At 61.6% G+C, this 25376-nt stretch carries 24 protein-coding genes, 1 tRNA gene and 1 pseudogene; 13 read left to right on the forward strand and 13 right to left on the reverse strand.

Translation table 11 applies throughout. The features are described 5' to 3' along the window. Nucleotides 1–95 precede the first annotated feature (95 nt). Complete coding sequence (locus tag H7X45_RS12460; RefSeq protein WP_187335164.1) at nt 96–887, forward strand: peptidase; 792 nt, start codon at nt 96–98, stop codon at nt 885–887. An 18-nt stretch (nt 888–905) separates the two neighbouring features. On the opposite strand, the gene H7X45_RS12465 is transcribed toward H7X45_RS12460, so the two are convergent. The 5 genes from H7X45_RS12465 to rpmF all read right to left on the reverse strand — a co-directional run bounded on the left by H7X45_RS12465 (nt 906) and on the right by rpmF (nt 3859). Beyond that, nucleotides 906–1220 carry a MerR family transcriptional regulator gene (locus tag H7X45_RS12465; protein WP_187335165.1) on the reverse strand — a complete coding sequence of 105 codons (315 nt, stop codon included), beginning with the start codon at nt 1218–1220 and terminating at the stop codon, nt 906–908. Nucleotides 1221–1279: 59 nt separating this feature from the next. Beyond that, nucleotides 1280–1579: an integration host factor subunit alpha gene (locus tag H7X45_RS12470; RefSeq protein WP_187335166.1), complete on the reverse strand. Its 300-nt coding sequence runs from the start codon at nt 1577–1579 to the stop codon at nt 1280–1282. Nucleotides 1580–1643: 64 nt separating this feature from the next. Further along, nucleotides 1644–2606: a beta-ketoacyl-ACP synthase III gene (locus tag H7X45_RS12475; RefSeq protein ID WP_187335167.1), complete on the reverse strand. Its 963-nt coding sequence runs from the start codon at nt 2604–2606 to the stop codon at nt 1644–1646. Continuing rightward, nucleotides 2603–3646: a phosphate acyltransferase PlsX gene (gene plsX / locus H7X45_RS12480; RefSeq protein ID WP_187335168.1), complete on the reverse strand. Its 1044-nt coding sequence runs from the start codon at nt 3644–3646 to the stop codon at nt 2603–2605. The genes H7X45_RS12475 and plsX overlap by 4 nt, the downstream gene beginning before the upstream one ends. Nucleotides 3647–3679: 33 nt before the next feature. Beyond that, nucleotides 3680–3859: a 50S ribosomal protein L32 gene (rpmF, locus tag H7X45_RS12485; RefSeq protein WP_187335169.1), complete on the reverse strand. Its 180-nt coding sequence runs from the start codon at nt 3857–3859 to the stop codon at nt 3680–3682. Nucleotides 3860–4137: 278 nt separating this feature from the next. On the opposite strand from rpmF, the gene H7X45_RS12490 reads away from it, so the two are divergent. Continuing rightward, nucleotides 4138–4461: a DUF3297 family protein gene (locus tag H7X45_RS12490; protein WP_246449458.1), complete on the forward strand. Its 324-nt coding sequence runs from the start codon at nt 4138–4140 to the stop codon at nt 4459–4461. A gap of 6 nt (nt 4462–4467) precedes the next feature. Here the strand turns inward: H7X45_RS12490 and H7X45_RS12495 are convergent, their stop codons facing one another. Then, complete coding sequence (locus H7X45_RS12495; RefSeq protein WP_187335170.1) at nt 4468–5088, reverse strand: CHAP domain-containing protein; 621 nt, start codon at nt 5086–5088, stop codon at nt 4468–4470. 93 nt (nt 5089–5181) lie between these two features. Continuing rightward, a complete protein-coding gene (recF, locus tag H7X45_RS12500) occupies nt 5182–6234 on the reverse strand; it encodes a DNA replication/repair protein RecF (RefSeq protein ID WP_187335171.1) in 1053 nt (350 codons plus the stop codon). 443 nt (nt 6235–6677) lie between these two features. Between recF and H7X45_RS12505 the strand changes: the two genes are divergently transcribed. The 3 genes from H7X45_RS12505 (at nt 6678) to H7X45_RS12515 (ending at nt 7602) form a co-directional block, all read left to right on the forward strand. Further along, nucleotides 6678–6857 carry a PspC domain-containing protein gene (locus tag H7X45_RS12505; protein ID WP_246449459.1) on the forward strand — a complete coding sequence of 60 codons (180 nt, stop codon included), beginning with the start codon at nt 6678–6680 and terminating at the stop codon, nt 6855–6857. Between the two features lie 81 nt (nt 6858–6938). After that, nucleotides 6939–7271: a PilZ domain-containing protein gene (locus H7X45_RS12510; protein WP_187335173.1), complete on the forward strand. Its 333-nt coding sequence runs from the start codon at nt 6939–6941 to the stop codon at nt 7269–7271. Nucleotides 7272–7419: 148 nt separating this feature from the next. Next, the gene (locus H7X45_RS12515; protein WP_187337198.1) at nt 7420–7602 is read left to right on the forward strand and encodes a hypothetical protein; all 183 of its coding nucleotides are present in this window, start codon (nt 7420–7422) and stop codon (nt 7600–7602) included. Between the two features lie 9 nt (nt 7603–7611). Here the strand turns inward: H7X45_RS12515 and H7X45_RS12520 are convergent, their stop codons facing one another. Then, nucleotides 7612–8751, reverse strand: coding sequence for a beta-ketoacyl-ACP synthase III (locus H7X45_RS12520; protein WP_187335174.1), 1140 nt, complete (start codon nt 8749–8751; stop codon nt 7612–7614). A gap of 210 nt (nt 8752–8961) precedes the next feature. Here H7X45_RS12520 and H7X45_RS12525 point away from each other — a divergent pair, with 210 nt between their 5' ends. Then, complete coding sequence (locus tag H7X45_RS12525) at nt 8962–10437, forward strand: S41 family peptidase (protein WP_187335175.1); 1476 nt, start codon at nt 8962–8964, stop codon at nt 10435–10437. A 52-nt stretch (nt 10438–10489) separates the two neighbouring features. Here the strand turns inward: H7X45_RS12525 and H7X45_RS12530 are convergent, their stop codons facing one another. Both H7X45_RS12530 and H7X45_RS12535 read right to left on the reverse strand, forming a co-directional pair. Beyond that, nucleotides 10490–10729, reverse strand: a complete 240-nt coding sequence (locus H7X45_RS12530; protein ID WP_187335176.1) for a hypothetical protein — start codon at nt 10727–10729, stop codon at nt 10490–10492. Nucleotides 10730–10931: 202 nt separating this feature from the next. After that, nucleotides 10932–11005 (reverse strand) — tRNA-Gln (locus tag H7X45_RS12535). A 163-nt stretch (nt 11006–11168) separates the two neighbouring features. On the opposite strand from H7X45_RS12535, the gene H7X45_RS12540 reads away from it, so the two are divergent. Beyond that, complete coding sequence (locus H7X45_RS12540) at nt 11169–12266, forward strand: Ppx/GppA phosphatase family protein (protein WP_187335177.1); 1098 nt, start codon at nt 11169–11171, stop codon at nt 12264–12266. Further along, nucleotides 12263–12904 (forward strand): RlmE family RNA methyltransferase, encoded by a 642-nt coding sequence (locus tag H7X45_RS12545; protein ID WP_187335178.1) that lies wholly within the window; start codon nt 12263–12265, stop codon nt 12902–12904. Before H7X45_RS12540 ends, H7X45_RS12545 begins: the two co-directional genes overlap by 4 nt. An 18-nt stretch (nt 12905–12922) precedes the next feature. Here the strand turns inward: H7X45_RS12545 and H7X45_RS12550 are convergent, their stop codons facing one another. The 3 genes from H7X45_RS12550 to H7X45_RS12560 form a co-directional block, all read right to left on the reverse strand. Next, nucleotides 12923–13735 carry a DsbA family protein gene (locus H7X45_RS12550; RefSeq protein WP_246449460.1) on the reverse strand — a complete coding sequence of 271 codons (813 nt, stop codon included), beginning with the start codon at nt 13733–13735 and terminating at the stop codon, nt 12923–12925. Between the two features lie 43 nt (nt 13736–13778). Next, nucleotides 13779–15131 carry a M48 family metalloprotease gene (locus tag H7X45_RS12555; protein WP_187335179.1) on the reverse strand — a complete coding sequence of 451 codons (1353 nt, stop codon included), beginning with the start codon at nt 15129–15131 and terminating at the stop codon, nt 13779–13781. Between the two features lie 100 nt (nt 15132–15231). Further along, a complete protein-coding gene (locus tag H7X45_RS12560) occupies nt 15232–17988 on the reverse strand; it encodes an Rne/Rng family ribonuclease (protein WP_187335180.1) in 2757 nt (918 codons plus the stop codon). 597 nt (nt 17989–18585) lie between these two features. On the opposite strand from H7X45_RS12560, the gene H7X45_RS12565 reads away from it, so the two are divergent. The 5 genes and pseudogenes from H7X45_RS12565 to H7X45_RS12585 all read left to right on the forward strand — a co-directional run bounded on the left by H7X45_RS12565 (nt 18586) and on the right by H7X45_RS12585 (nt 25375). Further along, nucleotides 18586–19788 carry an N-acetylmuramoyl-L-alanine amidase gene (locus H7X45_RS12565; protein WP_187335181.1) on the forward strand — a complete coding sequence of 401 codons (1203 nt, stop codon included), beginning with the start codon at nt 18586–18588 and terminating at the stop codon, nt 19786–19788. A gap of 121 nt (nt 19789–19909) precedes the next feature. Beyond that, nucleotides 19910–22393 (forward strand): penicillin-binding protein 1A, encoded by a 2484-nt coding sequence (locus tag H7X45_RS12570; protein ID WP_187335182.1) that lies wholly within the window; start codon nt 19910–19912, stop codon nt 22391–22393. A gap of 87 nt (nt 22394–22480) precedes the next feature. After that, a pseudogene (locus tag H7X45_RS12575) lies at nt 22481–23432 on the forward strand (cation diffusion facilitator family transporter). 146 nt (nt 23433–23578) lie between these two features. Beyond that, nucleotides 23579–24538 carry a formate/nitrite transporter family protein gene (locus H7X45_RS12580; RefSeq protein ID WP_214645497.1) on the forward strand — a complete coding sequence of 320 codons (960 nt, stop codon included), beginning with the start codon at nt 23579–23581 and terminating at the stop codon, nt 24536–24538. A 108-nt stretch (nt 24539–24646) separates the two neighbouring features. Beyond that, complete coding sequence (locus tag H7X45_RS12585; protein ID WP_187335183.1) at nt 24647–25375, forward strand: ZIP family metal transporter; 729 nt, start codon at nt 24647–24649, stop codon at nt 25373–25375. Nucleotide 25376 lies beyond the last annotated feature (1 nt).

Consider the following 25376-nt stretch of genomic DNA (forward strand, 5'->3'; position numbering starts at 1 on the left):
TGAGTTGAACCGAAGTCTTTCCAATGTATTAATTCTTCAGCGGCTGTTCAGCAGATAGCCTCTTTATTTGAAGCATGCGCATCTGGAGAGTCGAAATGTCCGTGTTCAAAGTTCGCAATGCCCTCTTGCTCGCTGCCACCAGTCTTGGACTGGGCGCTTGTACCGGTCTCTACGGTGACGGCCTTTATACCGGAGTCTCGGTAGGTACCGGCTATTATGACGGCTACGGCTACAATGATGGCTATTATGGGTATAATAATTACAGCCAGTTCGGTGATCCCTATTGGGGTTGGTATGGTGATTATTACTATCCAGGCTCAGGATATTACGTCTACGATCGCTATCGCCGGCCTTACCGCTGGAACGATTATCAGCGAAATTACTGGATCCAGCGGCGCAATAGCTGGCGCGGGGATTATCGGCGCGATGGCTATTGGGGTGATTTCGACAGGGATCAGCGGCGCCGTTATGACCGGGGCGATTATCGCCGCGGAGATCGTGACGGCGACGGGCGTCGCTGGCGCGGACGGGATGGCGATGGTGACCGGCGCGGCTGGCGCGGTCGTGATCGCGACGGCGATGGTGATCGTGACCGTCGTGGTCGTTATCGTAGGGACGATCGTGCCGGATATCAGGGCGGCGTGGCTGCCGGTGCCAATGTCAGCGTAGAAGAGGCGCGCGCCCAGGCAGTTGCCCAAGCGCGCGCAGCTCGGCAGGCGCGACGCGCTAACGCGGGGGCAGAGCAGCCCGGTCGCCGCGGAAACGCGGGCACCGCGGAAGCACGTGCCGCCGCCGTGGCGAGGCGGGCGGAGGCCGTTCGCGAAAGGGGAGAGCGGATGCGCGAACTTCGCGATCCGCGGCTTCAATCCAGGGTTCGGCCGGACTGAAACAGCCGATAGCGGATATCAGCTGGCGTCGAGGGCGCTCTCGAGGCGCTGACGGATAGCTTCCAATTCTTTGACGACCCGGTCCATCTCGGCCGGGTCGTTTTCCGTTGCAGCGGACGCCTCTTGTGAGCCGCCGGCAGCTTCGAGATGGCGGCGCGCGCCCTTGATCGTGAAGCCGCGTTCTTGCAACAGCGCGCGGATCTCGCGCACCAGCGCCGCATCCTCGGCGCGATAATGGCGGCGGCCGCCCGCGCGCTTGAGCGGCGTCAGCATCGGGAACTGCTCTTCCCAATAACGCAGAATATGCGGTTTCACGCCGATTTCGTCGGCCATTTCTCCGATGGTACGAAACGCGTCTTCGGCTTTGTCGGTCACGTCAGTTGGCCGACGGATTAATCATTGGCGAGCACGCGGCTGCGCATCTGCTGGCTGGGCCGGAACGTCAGCACGCGGCGCGGGGCGATCGGCACTTCGACGCCGGTTTTGGGATTGCGCCCGATCCGCTCACCCTTGTCGCGCAGGACGAAAGTGCCGAAGCCGGAAATCTTGACGTTCTCACCGCCCAGAAGCGCATCGCCAATATGGCCGAGGATCGATTCGATCATCCCCGACGCATCAGCGCGGGAAAGACCGACCTGCCGGTTCAATATATCTGCAAGATCGGCGCGGGTCAGGGTGCCTTCGGATCGCATGGCGGCGTCTCCATCTGATTTTCTGTGCGATAACATAGCGCTTTGCAGCGAATCTGTAAAAGATTTAGAAGCGAACCACCGCCGCGCCCCAGGTGAAGCCGCCGCCCATTGCCTCTAGCACGATCAGATCGCCGCGCTGGATACGGCCATCGCGCACCGCGACGTCGAGCGCGAGCGGGACTGATGCGGCAGATGTGTTGGCATGCTGGTCCACCGTGACCACGACCTTCTCGGCCGGCAATCCGAGCTTGCGGACCGTGGCATCGATGATCCGGGCATTGGCCTGATGCGGGACGACCCAGTCCACCCGATCAGCGCCGACACCGGCTGCTTCCAGTGTTTCGGTCATCACCTCGGCAAGATTCACGACCGCATGACGGAAGACCTCCCGGCCCTTCATGCGGAGCTTGCCGACCGTGCCGGTGGTCGACGGGCCGCCATCGACATAAAGCATCTCACCATGCTCGCCATCGGCATGAAGCCGTGTGGCAAGCACGCCGCGTTCGCTTTCCTCAGCGGCGAGCACGACTGCACCTGCGCCGTCACCGAACAGCACGCAAGTACCGCGATCCTCCCAGTCGAGAATACGGCTGAACGTTTCCGAGCCGATCACCAGAGCCTTGCTGGCCGACCCGGCGCGAATCATGCTTTCAGCGACCGACAGGGCGTAAAGAAAGCCGGAGCAGACCGCCGCGACGTCGAACGCTGCGCAGCCGCGAATGCCGAGCATTTTCTGTATTTTGGTGGCGCTGGCAGGGAAGGTATTATCGGGCGTCGCTGTCGCCAGCACGATCAGATCGATATCGTTCGCTTCGATCCCCGCTGCCTCCAGCGCCTTGCGGGCGGCGTCAGCACCCAGGGTCGCAGTGGTTTCGTCCGCCTCGGCGATATGGCGGAATTTGATGCCGGTCCGCTCGGTAATCCATTCGTCCGATGTATCGACGCGCTGCGCCAGCTCTGCATTCGAGACGCGCGTGCGCGGAAGCGCGGAGCCGGTGCCCGCTATCACGGCCCGCCGCTGGCTCATGCAACATCGCCCTTTTTCGGGATGGCGGCCGCGATATCGGAGAGGCTTTCGCCGATCCGGTCGATCAGCGAATCTTCGACCAGCCGCGCCGCGACGGCCACGGCGTTGGCAACGCCCTTGGCATCGGCACTGCCATGGCTCTTCACCACGATGCCGTTGAGACCCAGGAAAACCGCGCCATTGTGATTGTTCGGATCGAGATGGTGGCGCAGCAATTCGGTCGCGGGACGCGAAATGAGAAAACCGATCTTGGACCGGACCGAGCTGGAAAAGGCGCTGCGGAGCAGATCGGTCACGAACCGTGCTGCGCCCTCGACCGCCTTCAGCGCGACATTTCCGGAAAAGCCATCGCTCACCACGACGTCGACTTCGCCGCGGCTGAGCTTGTCGGCTTCGGTGAAGCCCTGAAAATGGAGCGGAAGATGATCCGCGCGGCTGAGCGCTGCGGCCGCATCGCGCAGCTCCTCGGTGCCCTTCATGTCTTCGGTGCCGATATTGAGCAGTTTCACCCGCGGGCGACCATAGCCGTAGAGGATGCGGCTATAGGCCGCGCCCATGACCGCGAACTCGACCAGGTTGCGCGCATCCGCCTCGGTATTCGCGCCGAGGTCCAGCATGACCAGATCATTGTCTTCCAGCGTCGGCAGCAGAGCGGCCAAAGCAGGGCGATCGATGCCGGGAATGGTGCGCAGCGCGATCTTGCTCATCGCCATCAACGCGCCGGTGTTACCGGAGCTGACGGCGGCGCTCGCGGCGCCTGATTTCACCGCCTCGATCGCCTGCCCCATGGAAGTGGACTTGGCCTTGCGAATAGCCTGTGTCGGCTTTTCATCGCTTCCGACGACGCCATCGACATGCTGAATTTCAGAGGCCGCGCGCAGCCCGGGGTGGTTTTCCAGCGCGGCTTCGATTCGCGTTTGGTCGCCGACCAGCAGGAAGCTGAAATCGGGATGCCGGTGACGTGCCAGAGCTGCGCCCGCGATCATCACGCGCACGCCCTCGTCACCGCCCATCGCATCGATTGCGATACGCGGCTTCATGGGCACATTACCGTCCTTTCGGAGTCGGGCGGATCAGAACGCCGGCGCGAGGATTTCGCGCCCGTTATAATGATTGCACTCGCCGCACATATGGTGGGGGCGCTTCAGCTCGCCGCAATTGGGGCATTCCTGGAATGCCATCGGCTTCAGCGAATCGTGCGAGCGACGCATGCCGCGCTTGGACGGGGTCGTCTTTCTCTTGGGTACGGCCATCTCGGCACCTGTTCTCTTTATACAATTTGATCTGTTGCCAACGCGATACGCCCGAAGCACCCGGCTGGCAAGCGGCCCGCCGGGCGGCGACTGGGTGTTCCGATCACGGAAGCGAAAGCGCGCACATAACGGGTGCTACGGATTTTGCAAGGCCGCAGTGGCCCCGATACGCCATTGCTTCGAACCATAGCGCCGCAAAAACGGTGACGGGCCTTCAGGATGGCGCTAGGGCGCGCGCCAGAACGATCAAGCGATCCAGAGCGATCAGAGGAATGGACATGACCGATACCCCTAATGAAGACACCAGCATGCCGGCAGAGACCGCCAGCGGCGCAGACGTGCCACCGGATCATCTGGCGATCTCGCCGCGTTCCAAATTTCATGATGCGGAGAAGCTTTCGCGCGGCATCGGTATTCGCTTCAAGGGCGAGCAGCGCACCAATATCGAGGAATATTGCATCTCCGAAGGCTGGGTGCGCGTTCAGGCCGGCAAGTCGCTCGATCGGCGCGGCCAGCCGCTGACCATCAAGCTCTCCGGACCGGTAGAAGCCTGGTACGAAGATCTGGGTGACAATCCGCCGGTCGCCAAAAAGGAAGACTGACCGTCCTCAGCTACCCAGCGAGCCGATCAGGTCTCCGATCGGATCGGCCCGCGGGGCGGGCGCGGCAGCAGGCGTCGGAGCCAGCGGCTTGGGTCGACGCGGCGCAGGGGCCGCCGTGGCGACCTGGAAAAGCGGGCGTTCGATCCGCTTCGGCTGTTTCGGGGCCTTGCCCTTGTAGATGAAACCGGCGAGCGGATAATGGGTGGTGCCGAGGCCGCCGATCGGCGTGTACCAGACGCGCACTTCGCTCCAGTCATTGGCCTGCGAAACATCGACGACGGCAACGTCATCCTCGATCTGGCCGCGTCTTCCGTTGATCGTCGACCAATTGCTGTGGCGAATGAGAACGGTGCGCGAATCGACGATTTTGCTAACGGCGGCGACGTGGCCGAGCGTCATGATACCGTGAGGCCTGAACGCCATGACGGCGCCTACCTGCGGCACGCTGCCGCGCTCATAGCGACCGGCTGCCTGTCCCCACCATGTATGGGCATCGCCGTAAATCTGGATGCCGGAGACCTGGCGTGCATAGGGCACGCACTGCAGCCCGTCATCATCTTCGGCAATTGCTGGCGCGGCGCAGCAGGCCAGGACGAGCATCAGCAGTAAGCGCGGCAATTTCAGCATGGCCCCTCGGTCCCTCTTATGGAGCGAGGTTCTGCCGCTTTCGGGGAAACACCGTGCTAAGCCCTATGGTTAGAACTTGAGGTTAGCGAACCGTTAAGCGAGTTCGATGTGCGTTGCGGTCTCCCGAATTGCGGCAAATGGGGCCGGCTCGGTTCCGGTCATCCAGGTCTGGCCACCACGCGCGGCAAGGCGGTCATAAAGTGCTTCGCGGCGCGCCGGGTCGAGATGTGCGGCAACCTCGTCGAGCAGCAGGATCGGCCGCATGTCCCGCGCTTCTGCCACCGCGTCCGCATGAGCCAACACGATGGCCAAGAGCATCGCCTTCTGCTCTCCGGTCGAACTGCGCTCGGCGGCAACGCCCTTGCCGGCATGGATGACCGTCAGATCGGTGCGATGCGGGCCGACGAGGCTGCGCCCGGCTGCGCGGTCGGCGGGGCGGCTCGCGCGCATGGCTGCGGCAAGCGCTTCCGGATCCGCATCACTGCTTTTGTCCAGCGAAAGAAGGGGGCGTGCAAACGGCCCTTCCGGCTCCTGCGTCAAACGTGCGGAAAGGTGAGAGACCAGCTCTCTGCGAGCTTGCATGATCGCAGCGCCATGTTCGACCATCTGGGCTTCCAGCGCATCGAACCAGCTGGGATCGGCGGGGCGATCGGCATTCAGGAGCCGGTTGCGCTCGCGCATCGCGCGCTCATACCGCGTCGTCGCCGCAGCATGCTCGGGTACCAGCGCATAGGTCAGCCGGTCGAGAAAACGTCGCCGCCCGGAAGCGCCTTCGACAAACAGCCGGTCCATTGCGGGTGTCAGCCAGACCAGCGCCAGCCACTCCGACAGGCCGGAGGCGCTGGCGCCCGCACCATTGATCCGCACCTTTTTCCGATCCGGCGATCCTGGTTCGGTCCCTACGCCCAGATCGGCTTGGTCCAATGCGGCGAAGACGGAAAAATTGCCCGGCCCACCCTCGCGCGCCATGGCGGAGAGCGGCGCGCGGCGGAGACCCCGCCCGGGCGAAAGCATCGATATCGCTTCCAGAACATTGGTTTTGCCTGCGCCATTGGGGCCGGTAAGCAAGACGAACCCGGCGCGCGCGGCGATCTCCAGCCGCGAATGATTGCGGAAATCGGTCAAGCTGAGACGCGTAATCGCCATGGCGATTGCTCCTGCGGGAGCGGCGAGGGCGACGCAAGCGTGCCGAAGATGAAGCGCAAAACCAATACTAGGTGAATTTTGCCTAAAGTTGGTTTTCGTTCATCTTGCGCTCATCTTCGATTTCGAACGAAATGGCGGTTTTCTGCCAAAAATGCGGTTTGGCACGGCTCCTGCAACGGTATTTGTGTGCCCCGGAATGGCCGGGGCTGACATCAAAAACACAGGAGATTATCCAATGACCGAACAGTTCCGCACCCGCATCATGGCGGTCACCGCAGCTTGCCTTTGCGCTGTCGTCACCATCAGCATGAGCGTCGCTCCCGCCATCAGCCCCGCCACCGGCCTGGTTGCCTGAGATGGATGCAATCACCCCAATCCCTCCGATTTCCGCGGCCGGCGAATTTTCGCAGCCGCGGAACACATTCCCAGGAAAGTTATCCCTCGTGCAGAAAACCCTTCGCCTCGATAAATCCAATGCCATCCTTTTCGGCGTGTGTTCCGGCCTCGCGCAATGGTCAGGCGTTGACGCCACATTGATCCGTATCGGCTTCGTGCTCGCCACTCTGTGCGGCTTCGGCCTTCCGCTGCTCGCCTATATCGCCATCGAATTGGTGGCTGACTAATTTTCTCCCGCTTTTGCCAAGGCGTAGAACCGCTTTTATAAGAGCCCTATAAGCGACCAACAATCCAACTTGGCGGGGCAAATGGAAGATCGCGAAACGAGGCGGGCCCAATCGGCTGACAGCAGGTTCACGCGCAGGGAAGACGTGCGCATTGCCGCCGAAATTCGTGAGGCTGGCGGCGGGAAGACCAAGATCGATGTGCTCGATCTATCGGTCACGGGTTTCCGGATGCATTCGCTGGCCTTCATCAATCCTGAATCGCGCGTTTATCTCACCATGCCCGGCATGGCACCGCTGGCGGCGCAGGTGGCATGGACGAAGGGCGATTATTATGGATGCCACTTCGATAACCCGCTCTACCCTGCAGTGTTCGATCATATCGTGAGCCGGTTCCCCTCCCTCGGCGAGGATTGAGCGTGTTTCGGCGCGGACGGCGCTTCTCTATCGTGTATATCTTTGGCTGCGATTGGGGTGCGACACCTGCCGCGGTGGTTAGAGGCTACCCTTGGTGACGGAACCGCGTCTGGACCACTCCGTTTCTCGAACGAAAGGAATTTGCGATATGGCCAAGAATGATGACGAACTCGTCCCCGAAAAGCGCATGAAAGATATGTCGGTTGCCCCCGGGGAGCCCGACAAGGATGACGGCGAAGCCAAGAATGCGCCGCGTGATGAAGAGAATCTGGAAGAAGGGTTAGAGGACAGCATGGACGGATCGGACCCGGCCAGCAGCACGCAGCCCTAAACCCCCATTTCAGCTAACCTTGCGAACAAACACGGTGCCGGCGCTGTAGCCGGCGCCGAATGAACAGATCAGGCCTGTATCACCGACTTCAAGATCATCGGAATGTTCGTGGAATGCGATGATCGAGCCTGCGCTGCTGGTGTTGGCATAGCGATCCAGCACAGTGGGGCTTTCATCGGCGCTGGCTTCATGCCCCAAAACCTTGTGTGCAATTAGCCGGTTCATATTGGCGTTGGCTTGGTGCAGCCAAAGGCGCCGCATATCGGCACCCTCCAGACCGAGCTCGGCCATTTGATCCGCGATCATGGCGCTTACCATCGGCACAACTTCCTTGAAAACCTTACGGCCCTCCTGGACGAACAACTTATCGTCTTCGTCCCGGGTTTCGGGAGCAGTGCGGTTTAAAAAGCCGAAGTTGTTGCGGATATTGTTCGAGAAGACGGTTTTCAGCCGCGTTCCAAGAATCTGCCAGTGCGGCGATGGGGCTATGTCCGCCGCCTCCACCAGTACTGCGGTGGCAACATCACCGAAAATGAAGTGACTGTCGCGGTCCTTCCAATTCAGGTGCCCGGACGTGATTTCGGGACTGACGACCAAGACCGAACGGGCGTGGCCGGCGCGAATATAATCCGCAGCTGTCTGGATGCCAAAGGTGGCCGAGGAGCAGGCGACATTCATGTCGAACCCGAAGCCATCGCCCATTCCCAGCGCGTCCTGAATCTCCACTGCCATCGCCGGGTAAGGGCGTTGCAGGTTGGAGCAGGCGCACAGAACGGTGTCCACATCCTGCGGCTCGCGTCCCGCGCGCTCAAGCGCCTGCCGTGCTGCGTTCACTCCGATTTCGGCCAGGATCGACAGCTCCTCATTGCTGCGCTCGGGCCACCGCGGTGCCATGATCTGCGGGTCGAGAACGCTGTCCTTCTCCATGACAAAGCGCGCCTTGATGCCGCTCGCCTTCTCGATGAATTCGGTGGAGCTCGGCACCTTGGGCTCGGCATCGCCCGCTGCGATCGCGTCGGCATGCGCGGCATTCCAGTTCTCGGCGTAGCTATTGTAGCTTTCGACGAGTTCTTCGTTCGAAATGCTGTGAGGCGGCGTGAACAGCCCCGTTGCGGAAATAACCGGCTCCGCGGTCGACCGTTCGGACATCTCAAAACTCCTGCGCATGGTCCATTACCTTAGGGTCGCACCGCTTGCCGGGCAAGCGAGCGGATAAGGCACGGCGAAGAGTCTCATTTTGTTCATGGTCAGCACAGAAACGCGTCGATATGGTCCGCCCTCTTGGAGAGTCATGGTCCGCGCGAGAGATGGCAGGTTCGTCACTGACCCGCCGTCAGGAAAGCGGGGGGAGAAATTGTTATGCGTAAACAGATCGGCGCCTTGGCTGGTATCATCACCGTCCTGACATCCTGCGGTGGGGGCGGTAGCGATTCCGGCGGCAACATTGCCACCGTACCACCCTCCGCCCCAACCCCGGCCCCGCCGCCGCCAACCTCGACGGCGGGCTGTTCGGTCACCGAGCGCCAAAACTGGGTCGCAGGCGAGATGGATACTTATTATCTGTTTCCTGATTTGCTGCCGGCCAACCGGAATCCTGCCGGCTATTCGACGGTCCAGGATTATATTGATTACCTGACCGCTACTGCCCGTGCGCAGGGGAAAGACCGGTACTTCACTCACATTACCTCGATCGCGGAGGAGAACGCTTATTATCAGAGCGGGTCGAACGCCGGCATCGGCGTGCGTCTCGCCTTGGCACCAGATTCGCGCCTCTACGTCCTTGAGTCGTTTGAAAGCGCGCCAGCTTATGCCGCCGGGATGGATCGTGGAACGGAAATTGTCGCGATCGGTACCACAAGTTCCAATCTGCGCAACGTAGCTGACATTTACGCGACGGAAGGAGACGCGGGGATCAATAACGCGCTTGGCCCGAGTGAGGCAGGGGTCAGCCGTTATTATCGCATCCGGAAAACGGATGGACCAGAGACTGTCGTGCAAGTCACGAAGTCAGAGTACAGTCTGAAAGCAGTTTCATCACGCTATGGCGCGAAGATCATTAACGATGGCGGTCGCAAGGTAGCCTATGTTAATTTGCGAACGTTCATCGAGAACGCCGAGCAGCCGCTCACCGAGGCTTTTGCGGAATTCCGCAGTCAGGGCATCAACGACATCGTGGTCGATCTTCGATATAATGGCGGTGGCCTGATTTTTGTTGCTGAAACTTTTGGAAATTTGTTGGGTGGTGGACGCAGTGGATCTGACGTCTTCACTTACACGACATATCGCGCCAGCCTGTCGAACAACAATCAACAAACAAACTTCAAGCCGCAACCTCAATCGATCGCGCCCATGAAAATTGCCTTTATCGGCCGGGGTGGCACCGCGTCTGCGAGCGAGCTGCTGATGAATTCGTTCATCCCTTATCTCGGGACAAATGCTGCGCTAATCGGCACGAACACTTACGGTAAGCCGGTGGGGCAGATCGCGCGTGACAGGCCGCAATGCGACGATCGATTGCGTGTAGTGGCGCTGCGCACGGAAAATGCCGACCGACAAGGCGATTACTACAATGGTCTTGCCAATGTGATGAAGACAACTTGCGTCGCAGCTGACGATATCAGCTTTCAGATGGGTGATCCGCGTGAAGCGTCAACCAAGCAGGCACTGGATTTCCTTGCGGGCCGGGTGACCTGTACGCCGATCAGCACGGCGTCGACATCGCGTGCGGGTACGACAACGCTTGGAGGCACTCAGCAAGTCGCGCTCGGTCAGATGAAGCTGCTCACTCCGCGAATGCCCAGCGCGCCGCAGCGCGAAACACCTGGTTTGTACTAAAAAAAGGCCGCGACGAAGCGCGGCCTTTCCAATTCTATAATCGCAAAGCCTATCAGGGGCTGACAGGCGGGCTATCGTTGTCGCCATCTACAGCAAGATAGATACCGCCAGCGATGATCGCTGCGAAAAGGATGAGGCCGATCGTCGAACCCGGCGCGCTGAGTTCAGAAACTTCACTCGTAGCTGCACCAGAGCGCTGAACGGAAAGTGCGTCAGCAGAAGTGCTGGCAGCAAGCACCGGCGTTGCGACCATGGAAGCGGCGGCAGCCGCGGCAAGTATGAATTTGGACATAGTTACTCCTCGGGAGAGTTGGGACGATTGCATTCAAAACTCTAACGCACCGTTGTTTGGCTTGGTTGCGTCTACTTAGAGTTAATTTTCAAAATACCCGAACTATCGTTGAAATTGCGCTGAGCCGAGCCCTGCAGTCGACGAAACTTGCCATCCAATGCACCGCTATGGATTTGCGCATTACTAGTTCTGGAGATGTGAATGGATCCCCCGCGAGGACTCGAACCTCGATTGACGGAGTCAGAGTCCGCTCTCTTACCATTAGAGGACAGGGGAATAGGGTGGGCCGAATAGAATCGAGCCGGGGCCGAGTCAAGCCTCGTGAGCGTCGAAATCGACATCCTCAGGGCGGCGGCTTGTTTGTCCGTCCGATTCGGCATAGACTTGGCGCCAGGTTCCGGCGGCATCTGCCGTTCGGCGAGAAAAAAGTAGATACGGCATGGGCGAAGCTATGACGCCCGCGCCGCAAACCGGTCGCGTGGAAAAAAAGGGTCGCAGGGCCAAGCGCGGCGGTGCGGACGCAGGGAAAACCAAAGGCGGTGCAAGGCGCGCCGCATCGACATCGCGTTGGCCGGCCCGGCGGGCCTATGCCGCGCTGGATCTGGGCACGAACAATTGTAGGCTGCTGATCGCCAAGCCATCCGCGGATGGCTTCGTGGTGATCGACGCTTTTTCGCGCGTGGTACGCCTCGGCGAGGGGCTGGCCTCGTCCGGCGTGCTAAGCGACGCGGCGATCGAGCGGGCATTGAGCGCGCTGAGCGTGTGCTCCGAAAAACTGCGGCGCCGCAATGTCACGCTCGCGCGGTCGGTGGCTACTGAGGCCTGCAGACGTGCCTCCAACGGCCAGAACTTCATCGATCGGGTTCAGGAAGAAACCGGCATCCGGCTCGATATTATCACCGCGCAGGAAGAGGCGCGTCTAGCGGTGCTCGGCTGCCATGTGCTGCTCGAGCCCGGCGAAGGCCCGGCGCTCATTTTCGACATCGGGGGCGGCTCGACCGAACTCGTGCTGGTATCGACCGAAAGCCCGGTGCCGGAAATCATGGATTGGAAAAGCGCGCCCTGGGGTGTGGTTTCGCTCTATGAAAGTGAGATGCCGAACGAGCCGACCCGCGAAGGGCGCCTCGCCGCTTATGAGCGGATGAAAGCGCGCGTGAGGGAAAGTTTTGCCGATTTTGCGGCTCGGCTTCCCAAGGGAGGCAATCACCGTCTGCTCGGTACCTCCGGTACGGTGACGACGCTCGCCAGCCTGCATCTCGAGCTGCCGAGCTATGACCGCAACAAGATCGACGGTCTTATCGTCCCGTCCGAATCGCTACAGCAGATTTGTACGCGCCTTTCCGGTATGTCTCCGGAAGAGCGCGCGAAGCTGGCCTGCATTGGGCGTGAGCGTGCCGATCTTGTGGTGGCAGGCTGTGCGATCCTGGAGACTATATTGGAAATCTGGCCCACTGCACGGCTCGGGGTGGCGGATAGGGGCATTCGCGAAGGCATCCTGCGCACATTGATGGCCGGCGAGACGAACCGTCCGTCATGACCAAGGAACGCGTCCGTACCGCCCGCAAGCGCAGCGCCCAATCGACCCGCTGGCTGCAACGCCAGCTCGACGATCCTTATGTGAAGCGCGCAAAAGCCGAGGGCTATCGCAGCCGGGCGGCCTATAAGCTTATCGAACTGGACGAAAAGTTCGCCCTGCTGAAGGGCGCGCGCCGCGTGGTCGATCTGGGTATCGCGCCGGGCGGCTGGGCACAGGTGATCCGCAAGCACCATCCCAAGGCAGCGATCGTCGGCATCGATCTGTTACCGGTCGATCCGATTGAAGGCGTCACGCTGTTCGAAATGGATTTCATGGATGACGCCGCGCCAGGCCTGCTGATCGACGCCCTGGGCGGTCCGCCCGACCTCGTCATCAGCGACATGGCGGCCAACACCACCGGCCACAAGCAGACCGATCACCTGCGTACGATGGGCCTGGTGGAAGCGGCGGCGGAGTTCGCGATCGAAAATCTGGAGCCGGGCGGCTCGTTTCTATCCAAATCCTTTGCCGGGGGATCGGATCAGACGTTGTTGACCGAGCTGAAGCGGAATTTCATGTCCGTCAAACACGCAAAGCCACCCGCCAGCCGCAAGGGCTCCGTCGAATGGTATGTTGTCGCGAAAGGCCGAAAGAGCTGAGGCCTTGAACGGCTCGCATCAGGAGGGGCTTGTGATTGCCTCGTTCAGCGCGTCATAGCCCACAGCGCCTTCCAGCACGTGATCGCCGGTCACCCAGGTCGGCGTACCGTTGAACCCGACGCTCTGGGCGAGCTGGAAGTTCTTCTGCAGCTCCTGCGTCACCGCGTCTGATCCCGCGACCTTTTGTGCCCGCGCCATATCAAGCCCGGCCGCCTGCGCCGCTGCGGCGATGTTCTGATCCGTGGGTTTGCCGGCGGCGAACATCGCGTCGTGGAACGCGCGATATTTGCCCTGTTCGGCAGCCGCCAGCGCCATGCGCGCCGCTTTCTGGCTGCCTTCTCCGAGGATCGGAAACTCCCGGAAGACAACCTTCACGTCGTTATTCTCTGCGATAATGCGGTTGAGGTCCGGCAGGCTCGCCCGGCAAAAGCCGCAGGCATAATCAAAGAATTCGACGAGCACCTGACTGCCGTTCGGATTGCCGGCGACCGCGCCGGGGAAGGGGGTTTCGATGGCCGAGCGGCTCCCTGCGAGTCGACCCTGCGTATCGCGCTTCTGCAGCACGTCGACCGCCTCTGGAATGATCTCCGGATGGGTCAGGATATATTCGCGCACGATGGCTTCCATCGCCCGGCGCTCGTTCTGGCTGATATTGGCGGTTCGCACGGCGCTGTCCGCTGCAGCCACCGGATCGGAGTTGTCGCTGGCAGAAGCTGACCGCGCATCGGCGGAAAATGTCAGATAAAGCGCCGCTGCCAAAGCCAGAAGGCAACCGCCCAGCATGACGTAGAGCAGAGGATTACGCGTTGCGGGCTTGGCACTGTTGATCATGCGGACATATCCTATCAGGCGCGGACCGGCTGTCCAGCGCGGCTCAGCGGCGACGCTTCTTGTCGTCTTCCAACTGGGCCTCGGCGATCAGGCGAATGTCTTGCGCGCGAAGCCAGTCCGGCGTGTAATCCGGCAGACCATTCATCGCCCGGTCCGAATGGCGCAGCGCCAGATCGGGTGAGCCGGTCATCAGATCACGCTCCGCGCTGGCGAGCGCGGCCCGCGCTTCGTCGCCGCGTTGTTCGTACACCACGCCCAGCTGGTACCAGGCGAAAGGATTGCGATTGTCCCGCACCACAGCGGATTTCAGCACATCCTCCGCTTCGGCCAGATTCTTTCGATCCTCGGTCGCTACCAGCGCATGACCGAGCAGCGCAGCGATCAGCGGGTTGTTGTCCGATCCCGCCACCGCTTTACGCAGCGGGCCGAGGGCTTCTGCCGGTTTGCCCGATTCGAGCAGGATCTGGCCGTAAAGCTCGTGAAAATAAGGATCGTCCGGATCGCTCGCGATCAGCTGCCGTGCTTCGGCTTCGGCCTTTTGGGGATAGGCGGCTTTATGCCAGGCGTAAGCACGCGCATAATGGGCGGAAACGCTCTGATCGCTTTCCGGATAGTCGCGCTGAGTCTCCTCGGGCCGTGCCATATAGCCTTCGAGCTTGGCCTTCACGCGCTGGAAATCGCGCTCCCATTTCGGATTGAGCGGCGTTTCCCAGGCCGGGTCCTTTTCGTAAATATCCTTCAGAAACTGGATACGATTGCCGGACAGCGGGTGGCTGCGAACGAATTCGGAATCGTCATCCTGCGGCACGCCGATACGGAATTCGTAGCTCTGCAGCTTTTTGAAAAAGTCGATTGAGCCGCGCCCGCTGATACCGGCTTTGGACAGATATTCCGCGCCGCTCGAGTCGGCGACGGTTTCCTGAACGCGGGTATAGGCGAGAAACTTGCCCATTGCCGCCCGCTGTCCGGCCATCATGATGCCCATTCCTGCATCGCCCGCTCCGGCAAGCGTGGCTAGCGCGCCGAGCAGGAGTGAGCCGATGGAGATGCCGGTTGCGGTGCTGGCACCGTCGCCGATGCGCATCGCATGGCCGCCGACGACATGACCCAACTCGTGTGCGATGACGCCCTGAACTTCATTCGCGGTATCGGCTTCGGCAATCAGGCCGGCATTGATATACACCGTCTGTCCGCCCGCGGTGAACGCATTGATGGATTGGTCGCCGACCAGCAGAATCTCGACATTGGCGGGCTTCAGGCCTGCTCCGCGAATGATCGGTTCGCTGATTTCCCTGAAAAACGCCTCGGTTTCGGCGTCGCGCAGCACGCTTTGCGCCGCCGCGGGGCGGATCGCGATAACCAGGGACAGGAGTAACGCGAGCGCGATGCGAGCCATGACGGAAGTCCTGGCGGTCAAGCCCTGAATGCCAAATGAAGCGCGCGGCGAACCGGTCATGAACCGGATCATCGCCGCGCGCTTCTTACAGGTCAACCGATCAACCGAAAGTACGCTGCCACCAGCCGCGCCGTGGCGGGCCGTCATCCGCCTTGCTCTCCGTCTCGGATGAAGACGCGTCAGTGCCCTCAACTTCGGTTTCGGCACGCGACTTTTCGCTGCCAGCGTCGCCGGCTTCGGCCGGGGCCTTTTCCTTATGCTCGACGGCTTCGATGGCCGGTTCGGGCGCGTCGGTAGCTTCGGCCTTTTTGGCACGTGAGCGACGCTTCGGCTTCGCAGCTCCGGCTTCCTCGGCAGGCGCGTCGTCCGTCTTCTCGCTATCCGCCTTTTTGGCGCGCGAGCGACGCTTGGGCTTCGGCTTTTCCTCGAACTTCCCATCTTCGGCAGCATCCGACTTTTCGGAGCTCCCGTCCTTCTCGGCTGCACCGTCTTCGCTCTTGGCTTCCTCGGTCGCTTTGGCCTTGGTAGAGCGGCGACGTGTGCGCTTCTTCGGCGCCTCGTCTTCGGACTTCACATCCTGCGCATCCGCCTCGTCGGACTTATCGTCCTTGGCCTCGCTAGCGTCGCTGCTGTCATCGCCCTGCTCGGCAGTCTTGCGACGGCGTCCACGGCGGGCCTTGGGCTTGGCCTCCTCTTCTGTGCCAGCGGCTTCGGCGGCGTTTTCAGAAGCAGCGGTTTCGGGCTCGTCCTTCGCGGAGGAACCGTCGACGGCCTGGCCTTCAGCACCCTGCTCGCCATTTTCGTCCTCGCGCTTGCGACCGCGGCCGCCACGGCGTCCACGACGGCGCCGCTTGCGCTTGGGCTTGCCGTCCTCGTCCTCCTCGGAGCGCTCCTCGCGATCGCGATTGCGCTGTTGACGGCGGGGACGCTCTTCGGCCTCCTCCTCGTCGTCATCGCGCTCGTCGATCACGTCTTCGGCGATGTCTTCCTCGTCGATGATCGGTTCGAAGGCGACCTGCTTTTCGGGTTTACCGCCCGAACTACTGACGGTCATCTTCGCGCCTTCAGCCTCGCTGTTGGGCAGGATCTCGATCGAGACGCCGTAGCGCTCTTCGATTTCGGCGAGCTCCGCGCGTTTGGCGTTGAGCACGTAGATCGTGGCTTCCTGGCTGGCACGCAGCGCGATTTCGCGGCCCTTGCCCTTGGCGGCTTCCTCCTCGATGTGGCGCAGCGCGGTGAGGCCGGCGGACGATGCGGTGCGCACCAGCCCGGTTCCTTCGCAATGCGGACATTCGCGGGTCGAAGCCTCGAGCACGCCGGTGCGCAGGCGCTGGCGGCTCATTTCCATCAGGCCGAAGCTGGAAATCCGACCGACCTGGATGCGCGCCCGGTCGTTCTTGAGCGATTCCTTGAGGCACCGCTCAACCTTCCGGCTGTTGCTATGCTTCTCCATGTCGATGAAGTCGATCACGACGAGACCGGCCATGTCGCGCAGGCGCAGCTGACGTGCGATTTCTTTCGCCGCTTCCATGTTGGTGGACAGCGCGGTCTGCTCGATCCCGTGCTCCTTGGTGGAGCGCCCGGAGTTGATGTCGATCGACACCAACGCCTCGGTCGGGTTGATGACGATATAGCCGCCCGATTTCAGCTGCACGACCGGATTGTACATCGCGGACAGCTGGTCTTCCACGCCGTGGCGCTGGAACAGCGGCACCGGATCGGCATATTGCTTCACTTTGCGCGCATGGCTCGGCATCAGCAGTTTCATGAAGGACTTGGCCGACTTGTAGCCATCCTCGCCCTCGACCATCACTTCGTCGATCTCACGGCTGTAGATGTCGCGGATTGCACGCTTGATGAGCGCGCTGTCGGAATGGATGAGCGCGGGCGCGGAGCCCCTCAGCGTACGCTCGCGGATTTCGTCCCACAGGCGGGCGAGATAATCGAAGTCTCGCTTGATCTCCGGCTTGGTGCGCGAAAGACCCGCGGTGCGCACGATGCAGCCCATGCTGCGCGGCAGGTTCAGCTCATCGACGATAGACTTCAGGCGCTTGCGGTCCGAAGCGGACGAGATTTTGCGGCTGATGCCGCCACCGTGGGAGGTGTTGGGCATCAGGACGCAGTAACGCCCGGCAAGCGACAGATAAGTGGTAAGGGCCGCACCCTTGTTGCCGCGTTCCTCCTTTACGACCTGGACAAGCAGCACCTGACGGCGATGGATGACATCCTGGATTTTGTAGCGACGGCGTAGTTCCTGGCGCTTTGCACGCGCGGCGTCGCTAGCCTTGGCAGCTGACGAACGACCACCGCCCTTGCGGCCGCGCCCACGACCCCTGCCGCGCCCGCGACCATTGCCTTTATCGCCATGGTCGTCGTCGCCATCGTCAGAAGCATCTTCGCCATCGAGATCGGGCAATTCCCCTTCATCGACGTCGATCGTGTCGACCGAAGTGTCCTTGTCGACCTCAACCAGCTCCGGCTCATCAAGGCCGTTTTCATCGTCGCCCGAATGCTCGTCGGCTTCGGCGTCCAGATCCTCGGCCTCGCGCGCTGCGGCTTCTTCCTCGGCGGCCTCTGCCTCCTCGGCGAGGAGGCGGTCGCGATCTTCCTTGGGGATCTGATAGTAATCAGGGTGGATTTCGGAAAAGGCCAGGAAGCCGTGGCGATTGCCGCCATAGTCGATAAACGCCGCTTGCAGCGACGGTTCGACCCGTGTGACCTTGGCTAGATAGATATTTCCCTTGAGCTGTTCGTGCTCTGCGGATTCGAAATCAAATTCCTCGATCCGGTTTCCTTTGACGACGGCGACACGGGTCTCTTCCCGGTGGCGCGCGTCGATCAGCATACGCGTCGTCATGTAATGTTCTCCGGGCAGGGCGGGCGCGGTCTGCAACGGGCGCGGCTCTGCCGATAGGCTTGAGGCCGGAGGGACGGAACAGAGGCTCCGTCGTCCGGCGCGTTTGTGTAAGAAATGCTTCTGCCGCAGCGGCATTTCCTGCGCGCGTGGCGCAGGCGAAATCCGATCGGGGGGCATAGCCCGCCTGCCATGCGCCGCGCGTCCCTTGGGAGGCGGCGTATGTCCGAATTTGATGCCTCATGCAGCGTCAACCTGATTGGTCGCGGCGGAAAAAGTGCCGCTTGATGCCGGTGGCCGGGAAAATGTCCAGGAGACCGGGTCGGGACGATGGCTAGCATCGCCTTGTGGATATCGCAACTTATTTGGATGCGAGAGCGGCCGTTAAGGGCTTGTGAGGCGTTGGAATTAAGTGGTGCGAATTCATTAACCTTTGCGATTAAGCCTGATCGCTAACCGCGTTCGCCAACTCCGCCTAAGCACCTTGTCCCTTATCCCGTTGGCGCCGCGTGTGACAGCGGCGGTCAAGCCAGCGGGGTCAGCAGGGTGCATCGGAGAAACTTGTGGACGCTTCGGCGGCAAAGCCGTCATAGGGGGGCTATGGCCGCGCTGTTCCTCTCGCTGCTGTTTGCCGTCTGGCCCGCTCATGCAAGCCGGGTAACCGACATCCGCGCCGAAGGAGGCTCGCTGGTCGTCCAGTTTGACGATCAGGTGGAAAGCGCCTCCATCTTCGGGCTGGAGGGGCCTGACCGGCTCGCGATCGACATCGATGGCGCCAGTGCGGACGATCTCGGTGCCCGCGACCTTGCTTTCGGTCACTTGCGCGGCGGGCAATTCGATGCCGACACCGCGCGTATCGTGTTGGATCTCGACCGGCCGGTAACCGTGTCGGACCTGCGTTTCGCGGCGGATGGGCGCAGTCTGACCATCGAACTGGCCAAGGCGAACGCGGCGGAGTTTGCGCGGCTGCTCGGCCTTGGTCGGCAATCCATTCTCGCGCCCGCCATGGCGCGCCGTGCTCCTGAGCACCGCGGCTACAGTGTCTCGATGAAACTGGCCCGTCCGCGTTCCAGCGGCAACCTGCCGAAGATCTACGGCCGCGACGATCCGCGCCTGCCGCTGGTGGTGATCGATGCGGGGCATGGCGGCCATGATCCGGGCGCGATCAGCCCCTTTGGCGGCCAGCGCGAAAAGGACGTCACGCTGGCCATCGCAAAGCGGGTGCGCGACGAGCTGGTCAAAAGCGGTCAGGCACGCGTGGCGCTGACGCGGGACGACGACAGCTTCATCGTGCTGCAGAATCGCTATGCCATTGCCCGCAAACTTGGGGCGGACCTGTTCATATCGATCCACGCGGACAGCGCGGAGAACGAGGAGGCCACGGGAGCCACCGTTTATACCCTGTCCGAAGTGGCGTCCGATCGGGAGGCACAGAAGCTGGCAGCGCGCGAGAACAAGGCGGATATCATCAACGGTATTAATCTGGGCGTTGCCGGTGACGATCTTTCTTCAATCCTGATCGACCTGACGCAGCGCGAGACCATGAACGTGTCGAGTGATTTTGCTCAGTTGCTGGCGCGTGAGGCCAAGCAGAACATGAAGGTGAAGCAGCATGCGCACCGCTTTGCCAGCTTCGTCGTGCTGAAAGCGCCGGACACGCCCTCCGTGCTGTTCGAAACCGGCTATCTTACCAATGCGGACGATGTCGCCTTCCTCGCTTCCGCCGAGGGCCAGAGGAAAGTGGCCAGCGGGATTTCATCGGCGGTTCAGGTGCATTTCGCCAAGAAGCTCGCCATGCGCTGAGCCGCTGGGGGCGGACGGTCCGGGTTGCTGATTTCCCCACAAGCGCTCGCGTAACGCTGCGGCCTGCAATTTGCCGCACAGGGCTGGCACATATGGGGAAAGCTGGTAGACGAACCGCCTGATGGAAGAGGCCGACACACCCAATTTCGCCTATCGCCTGCGCCGTGACGCGGGCGGCATGCTGTCCAGGATCTGGCAGAACCGCTGGCTGCGTTACCTGATCTATCTGGGCCTGCTCGGCATTCTGGGCCTCGTCGCGCTGTGGTTCTTCTTTGCGCGTGGGCTGCCTGACGCCAATGCGCTGCTGGAATATGAGCCGCCGCTGCCCACCATCGTCCGCGATGTGAACGGGGAGCCGTTCCACAGCTACGCCCGCGAACGGCGGGTGCAGCTGCAATATGCCGATTTCCCGCCGCTCCTCGTGCGCGCCTATCTGGCAGCGGAAGACCGCACATTTTTCGAACATGGCGGGCTCGATTATCCGGGCATCGCGTCGGCGATGCTGGATAACGTCACCTCGTCTGGCCGCGCGCGTGGTGCGTCCACTATCACGCAGCAGGTCGCCAAGAACATCCTGCTGACCAACGAATATAGCTACACCCGCAAGCTGAAGGAGGCGATCCTCGCCTTCCGGATGGAGGATGTCCTCACCAAACAGCAAATCCTGGAGCTGTACCTTAACGAGATTTACCTTGGGCGGAACGCTTATGGCGTGCAGGCGGCAGCGCAGGCCTATTTCGGCAAGGATGTGGACCAGCTGGCGCTGAACGAGATCGCCTATCTTGCCATCCTGCCCAAGGGGCCGAGCAACTATCGACCTGAAAATAACGAACAGCGGGCGATCGAGCGGCGCAATTGGGCGCTGGGCGAGATGCGCAGCAATGGCTGGATTACGGACGCGCAGTACGCCCAAGCCGTTGCCATGCCGCTCGGCACCATAGCGCGGCAGGGCAACCAGTTCGCATCCGAAGGCGGTTATTTCGTAGAGGAAGTGCGCCGCCGCCTGATCGACCGGTTCGGCGAAACCGCCGAGAACGGCCCCTACAGCGTCTATGCCGGCGGCCTGTGGGTGCGCAGTTCGTTCAATCCGCAATATCAGGAATGGACGACCGAGGCGCTGCGCGATGGACTGCAGCGTTACGACGCAGGCAAGCCGTGGAAGAACAATATCGGCACGATCGATTTGGCCGAGGGTAACTGGGCCTCGCAGCTCTCATCGTCCGGCAAGAGCACAGATTACAAGGATTGGCGCATCGGCGTCTATCTGGGCAGTGATGAGATCGGCTTCAGCGACGGCAGCCGGGCGACGCTAACCGGGGTGCCCGCAGCGATGGAACCGGGCATGCTGACCGCCGCCGCGCCGAACGGCAGCAGCTGGGCCGTGCGCAAAATTCCCGAAGTGGGCGGCGGTATGGTGGTGGAGGAACCCACATCGGGCCGTATCTTCGCAATGCAGGGCGGCTTCGACAATCGCCTGTCGAGCTTCAATCGCGCGACGCAGGCGATGCGCCAGCCCGGTTCGACCATCAAGCCGTTCGTTTATGCCTCGGCAATCGATCAGGGGATGACGCCCGCTACGATGATCGTCGATGGCACGTTCTGCGTCTACCAGGGCGCGGCGCTGGGCCAGAAATGCTTCCGCAATTTCGGCAATGCGGGCGGATCGGGCGCGCACACCATGCGCTGGGGCCTGGAGCAATCGCGCAACCTGATGACCGTTCGCGCGGCCAACGACACCGGCATGCCCAATGTGGTGAAAACCATCAAGACAATGGGGATCGGCGATTATAAGCCCTACCTTTCTTTTGCCCTGGGCGCGGGCGACACCACCGTCGAGAAAATGGTGAACGCCTTTTCGATGCTCGTGAACCACGGCCGCAAGCTGGATCCTACCGTGATAGACTTCGCGCAGGATCGTAGCGGAAAGGTGATCTGGCCGAAGAACTGGAAGGCGTGCAAGGGCTGTAACGCCGACGACTGGAATGGCCAGCCGATGCCGCGCTTCACCCCGGACGGCAAACAGCTGATGGACCCGGTAACCGCCTATCAAGTGGTCCATATGCTCGAGGGCGTGGTCCAGCGCGGCACTGCTACCGTGCTGCGCGATCTGAACCGCCCGCTGTTTGGCAAGACCGGCACCACGACAGGCCCCACCAATGTCTGGTTCATCGGCGGATCGCCGGACCTTGTCGCAGGCGTCTATATGGGTTTCGATCAGCCGCGTAGCCTTGGAGGCTATGCGCAGGGCGGGCGGCTTGCTGCGCCGATCTTCAAGCAGTTCGCGCAGAAGGCGTTCGAAGACATGCCCGCGCGGCCCTTCACGGCGCCCGATGGCGTGCGCATGGTGCGGATCGATCGCCGCTCGGGCCGCCGCGTCTATGGCGCATGGCCCGAAGGCGGGCCGATGGATGCGGTGATCTGGGAAGCTTTCAAGCCGGAGACGGAGCCCAAGCGCACCATCCGTACCGAAGAAATCGCCCAGCGAACCGAGCGCCAGAAGCGTCGGCAGGCCTCCGGATCGAAGACTCGCGCCGCACCTGTCCAGGGTGTCAGCGGCACGCAGCGTGATAATGACTTCATGGCGGCCGAGGGCGGCATTTACTAAGGCGTGCAGCTACTGGGCGGTGGCGCGCGCCCGGTGGGAAATTCCCGTGCCGGGGAGCCGATGACTGTGCCTGAGCATTGAGGGCTCATGTCGCTCGGCTCCAAGATCAAGGAAAACATCGTCCTGTTCGGCGCGCTGGCGGCCAATATCGGTATCGCCATCGCCAAGTTTGTTGCCGCCAGCATCACCGGCTCTTCGTCGATGCTGTCCGAGGGTTTCCATTCGATCGTCGACAGCGTGAACGAGGTATTGCTGCTTTACGGCGAACACCGCGCCGATGCGCCGCCGGACCATGAGCATCCCTTTGGCTATGGCCGTGAGCTTTATTTCTGGGCCTTTGTGGTTGCTATTCTGATTTTCTCCGTCGGCGCGGGGCTTTCGATTTATGAAGGCTATAGCCACTGGACCAACCCTGAAACGCTCACGGACCCGACGGTCAATTACATCGTACTGGGTGTCGCCTTCCTGATGGAAGGAACCAGCTGGTCAATCGCCGTGCGCGAATTCTCCCAGGCTAAGGGCGATCAGGGTTGGTGGGCGGCGATCAAGCAGTCCAAAGACCCTTCGGTATTCATCGTTCTGTTCGAAGATTCCGCGGCGCTGAGCGGCTTGGCGGTCGCCGCACTCGGTGTGTGGGCGAGCCATTATTTCAACATGCCGAAGCTCGACGGTGCAGCCTCCATCGTGATCGGTCTGATCCTGGGCATCGTGGCAGTGCTTCTGGCGCGCGAAGCCAAGGGTTTGCTGATCGGCGAACGGGCCGATCCGGAGATGATTGAGAATATCCGCGCCATCGTCGGCCGGCAGGATTGGGTCAGCGGGGTGAACCATGTGCGCACCATTCATACCGCGCCTAAACAGGTGTTTGTCGCGATCAGCGCGGATTTTGACGACGAGGTGACCATGGGCGACGGAACAGCTGATCGAGGAACTGGAAGATGCCCTGCGGGAGGAAATGCCCGAACTCACCTCGATTTATATCCGGCCCGAAAAGGCGGAAAACGCCGCCATCAAGCCGAAGGGCGGCAAAGAGGGCTAACACCATCGCCATGAAGGGGCTGTCCTGACCCGCGGCGACCCTTAGGCAGGTCGTTACGGAACCGATCCAGCGTCGCGGTGTTTCCGAAAGTCACGCCCCGTTTGCCTAGGCAGTCCGAAGCGGCGGGCTTTTCAGGATGACCCCGTATGAATGACGGCCTCTCGACTTCCCGCCATGAAAAACGCGCGCCCGAAGACATGACGATGGAAGAGAAGGGGGGCGAGGAAGGGCAGGTCTCTCACGCGCCGGAAGAGGGCGCGGCGGTATCGGATTACTTCGCCTTCACCGAAATCTTCAAGCGTGTGCTCTCCACCGCCGATCACGAACTGGAAGCGAGCAACCTCTATCTGTTCTGGAGCGCGCTGGGCGCGGGCGGAGCGCTCGGCCTCACCTTTCTGGCTCGCGTCATCTTTACCGAAAGTGCGGGCGAGATGGAGCCGGGGATCGTCGGCAACATCCTGTATCCCATCGGCTTTCTTATCATTGTACTCGGCCGCTATCAGCTGTTTACCGAGAATACGCTGACGCCGGTGGTGCTGGTGCTGACGCGGCTCGCCAGTCTTGCCAATCTGCTGCGGTTGTGGGTGGTGGTGTTCGTTGGGAACATGGTGGGCGCGATCCTGGTCGCTGCGGCAATTGCCTATTCCAATGTGCTGACGCCCGAGCGAACGCTGAAAGCCATGGAAATGAGCCATCACGCAGTCGAGACGCCGTGGCTGGAAATCTTCTACCGCGGCATCATCGCAGGCTCGATCGTGGCCGCGATGGTCTGGCTGGTCCATGCGGTGCGCGATTCGATCGGCCGGGCGATGGTGATCTATGTGTTGATGTATTTCATCGGTGTGGGATCGTTCTTCCACGTCATCACCTCCTCGATCGAGGCGTTCTACGCGGCGTTTTCCGATCCTGAGGTGAGCTTCTGGGCGCTGTGGCCCAGCTTCGTGGCGCCCGTTCTTCTGGGCAATACGATCGGCGGTATCGTGTTCGTCGCGGTGCTGAACTATGCGCAATTTGCTGAGCACAAGGACGGCAAGATGCTGGAACGCTATGGCGACAAGCTGGGCGTGCGGGCCTGGCTGTTCGGCAACGGAAAAGTCCACGATTGATGGGACTACCGAGCTAAATTCGGAGGCAGCGCTTGAAAGGAAGCTGCCCTATCGCCATTAGCGTGTGATGCAATATGATATAGTATTACATCGCAGCTGGTGGATGGGATGAGCCGCGAGCTGCTCCTGCTTCTTCTGAGCGCAGTTCTCGTCATCGTGGCGATCGTGGCGGCGCTGCCCGCTTTCCGTCCATCGGCCGGCTGGCGCTGGGCGGAAGGCAAGCGCGCAGGCCAGCTTTCCGCCGGAATATTCCTGGGCGTTGGTCTGCTCCATATGATGCCCGATGCGGTGCATGGTTTCGTGCAGACAGGGAATGGTTTTGCAGCGCCCTTCCTGATCGCAGGCAGCGTGATGATCCTGCTCGCCTGGCTCGAAGGGCACGGGGGAAATCGGGGGGCAGGTGTGCCGCCGCTGCTGGTGGTGGGCGTGCTGACTGCCCACAGCTTGCTCGCCGGGGCATCGCTCGGCGCGATGGCTGGGCGCTCCGCCATGCTCATCCTGTTCGTCACGCTGATCGCGCACAAAGGCGCGGCGTCCTTTGCCTTGGCGAAATTGCTGACCGACAGCGATCTTGAGCGGCGAAGCGCCGTGGTGCTTCAGGTCATCTTCGTCCTGGCCCTACCGATCGGAGCGATTGCCGGGGCGGAGGCGCTGACGCTCGATCAGGAATGGCCGCTCGTCATCCCCACGATCCTGGCGCTGGGCGGAGGCACCTTCCTGCATTTCGGCACCGTCCACTGGCACTTTTCGGGCGAGCGCCACGCGGAGTCGACCGGATGGCCTACCGCGCTCGGCTTCGCCCTGATAGCCGCAGTCGCGCTTCTGGCCCACGGCTGAG

This window comes from Novosphingopyxis iocasae, assembly GCF_014334095.1.
Taxonomy (GTDB): domain Bacteria; phylum Pseudomonadota; class Alphaproteobacteria; order Sphingomonadales; family Sphingomonadaceae; genus Novosphingopyxis; species Novosphingopyxis iocasae.